General features: G+C 63.3%; 2 protein-coding genes. Both read left to right on the forward strand.

Annotated elements, in window-relative coordinates; all coding sequences use genetic code 11:
• On the forward strand, window positions 1-547 hold a 547-nt coding region (locus L9Z73_RS28995; RefSeq protein WP_247408273.1), incomplete at its 5' end, for a tRNA (adenine(22)-N(1))-methyltransferase.
• 1622 nt (window positions 548-2169) lie between these two features.
• Window positions 2170-2529, forward strand: a 360-nt coding sequence (locus L9Z73_RS31670; protein ID WP_430624326.1) for a methyl-accepting chemotaxis protein, incomplete at its 3' end; no start/stop codon positions are given.

The following is a 2529-nucleotide window of genomic DNA, read 5'->3' on the forward strand; positions in this document are numbered from 1 at the left end:
GGTGGCCGCGACGCCATTCCAGGCGGCCGAGCGCACCGTGCGTGAGAATGGCCTGGAGCAACACGTCAGCGTGCGCCTGGCCGATGGCCTGGCAGCCATCACGGCTGCCGACGCGATCACCGCGATCAGCGTCTGCGGCATGGGCGGCGAGACGATCCGCAACATCCTCGACAGCGGCAAGGCGCACCTCACCGGCCAGGAGCGCCTGATCCTGCAACCCAACGGTGGCGAGCAACCGCTGCGCCAATGGCTGATGGACAACGGTTACTGCATCCTGGTCGAAGAGTTGTTGCGGGAAAACCGCTTCTACTACGAAATCATCGTCGCCGAGCGCGCCGAACCGGTGGCGTACAGTGCCGAAGAGTTGTACTTCGGCCCGCTGCAGTTGCAGGCCCGCAGTCCGGCCTTCCTGGCCAAGTGGCAGCGCCTGCTGCGGCAAAAGCAGAAAACCCTGGCCAGTTTCGAACAGGCCCGCCAGGTGGTGCCGCAGGCCAAGGTGCAAGAGGTCGCCCGGCAGGTGCAGTGGATCTGCGCGTTGCTGGCGTGAGGTGGCTTTTCATTGCTGCACCGGGTTGATCGAACCCACTCGCTACTTGGTCGTTCCCTTGATTGAGTGCTTTCGCCCCATTTTCGAGCACTGCGCGCGATTTTTTGTGTGCCGCACCGCCTATTCGGGGGCTCGTTAGCGGCGGCTCGTATCTTGCTTGAGCCTTCCCAATCAATGACATGGCACTTTGCCTTGATTCATTTCAAGGCTTCGTCCATCGTTGCCTCGCGTGGGTTGTTTTTGGGGAGTAGTCGGCCATGCACAGTCTGTTGTCACCCGGTATCCGCCTGCTCGGACGTTTCGGCTTCGCCCGCAAATTCCAGATCCTGTTCATTCTGTTCATGCTGCCCCTGGTCGGGAGCCTCTGGATGATCGGGCTGGACTATCGCGACAAACTTGCGGTGATTTCCAGCGAAAAGTCCGGCGTTTCTCAACTGCTGGCCCTGGACGCGTTAGATGGCCAATTGATTGCCCAGCGCAACCTCGCGTCGCGCTGGAAAGCGCTGGACCTGCTGCGTGAACCGACGCCCGCAGCCAAGGCGGCGATGGACAAGCTGGATGCGAACAACCCGCTTATCCTGCAAAGCCTGCAAGCCCTGGGCGACGCGCTCAGACAACAGGGCGCGAGCGTCGAAACCCTGGCGCGCTTCGACGCGTTGCAGGCAACGGTCAAGGGGATGGATGTGCAATCCCTGCGTACCGTGGGCTGGTGGCCGGACGGCTACGATCGTTTCACCTCGGCGCTGACCGCCATGCAAACCCTGCGCGAACAGATCACCCTCGACGCCGGCCTGATCCTTGACCCCTGGCTGGAGACTTACCTGCTGATGCAGATTTCCACCCAGCACGCGCCGGACCTGATCGAGCGTATCGGCCGCATGGCCAGTATTGGTCAGTCGTCCATCGCCTCGGGGCAGTTCACGCTGCAAAGCCGCTTGCAGATGCGCGACCTGCGCGGCCGTATCGGCGATGCGCGAGACCAGTTGGTCAAGGCCGCGGCGTCGCTCAAGGCCAAGCCATACCTCGGCCTGGAACCCTGGACCGCGCAGTACGACAACAGCCTGCAACAACTGGACAGCGAGCTTAAAGTGCTCGACGAAGGCGTGTTCGGCGGCACCATCAAACTCGACCCTGCCGGTTTCGAGCGCAGTGTCGACACCATGCTCGGCAGCCTGGGCGCGCTGCGCAACCAGTCGCTCCGCTCGCTGGATGCGCGCCTGAGCCATTACCACGACCGTTCCTTGGAGCAATTCATCCCCGTCGCGGCCATCTTCAGCCTGCTGGCCCTGGCGGCGCTGTACCTGTTCATGTGTCTGCAAGCCTCGATCCGTCGCAGTGCCAGCGGCATCACCACGCTCGCCCAGTCCCTGCGCGACGGCAACCTGTGCGTGGAAGTGGCTGTTGACGGCCGCGATGAACTGGCTGCGATCAGCGCCGCGCTCAACGTGGCGGTGGTGCAATTGCGTACCAGCCTGCTGGGCGTTAATCACGAGACTCAGCAGCTTGGTTCGGCGGTGCTCACGCTCAATTCGCAATCGGGCAGCACCCTCACCGATGTCGAAGACCAGCAACACCAGATCAGCCAGATCGCCGCAGCGGCTACGCAATTGGCCGCCACTTCCATGGGCGTCGCCAAAAGCTGTGAACAGGCCTCCGGTAGCGCCCAGCACACCCGACGCATCGCCGAAGACAGCAGCCGCGACAGCCAGCGCACCACGGCCAGCATCCAGCAACTCAACCGGCGCCTGACCGACACCGCCAACGCCCTGGAACAAGTGAGCCAACAGGGCCAGCAGATTCAGTCGGTGGTCGACACCATTCGTGGCATCGCCGAGCAAACCAACCTGCTGGCACTTAACGCCGCCATCGAAGCCGCACGCGCCGGCGAACAGGGCCGGGGCTTTGCCGTGGTCGCGGATGAAGTGCGCAGCCTGTCGCAACGCACCCAGGCCTCCACCGCACAAATCGCCGACACCGTGGAC

This window comes from Pseudomonas emilianonis (genome assembly GCF_023072625.1).
Lineage (GTDB): Bacteria > Pseudomonadota > Gammaproteobacteria > Pseudomonadales > Pseudomonadaceae > Aquipseudomonas > Aquipseudomonas paraveronii.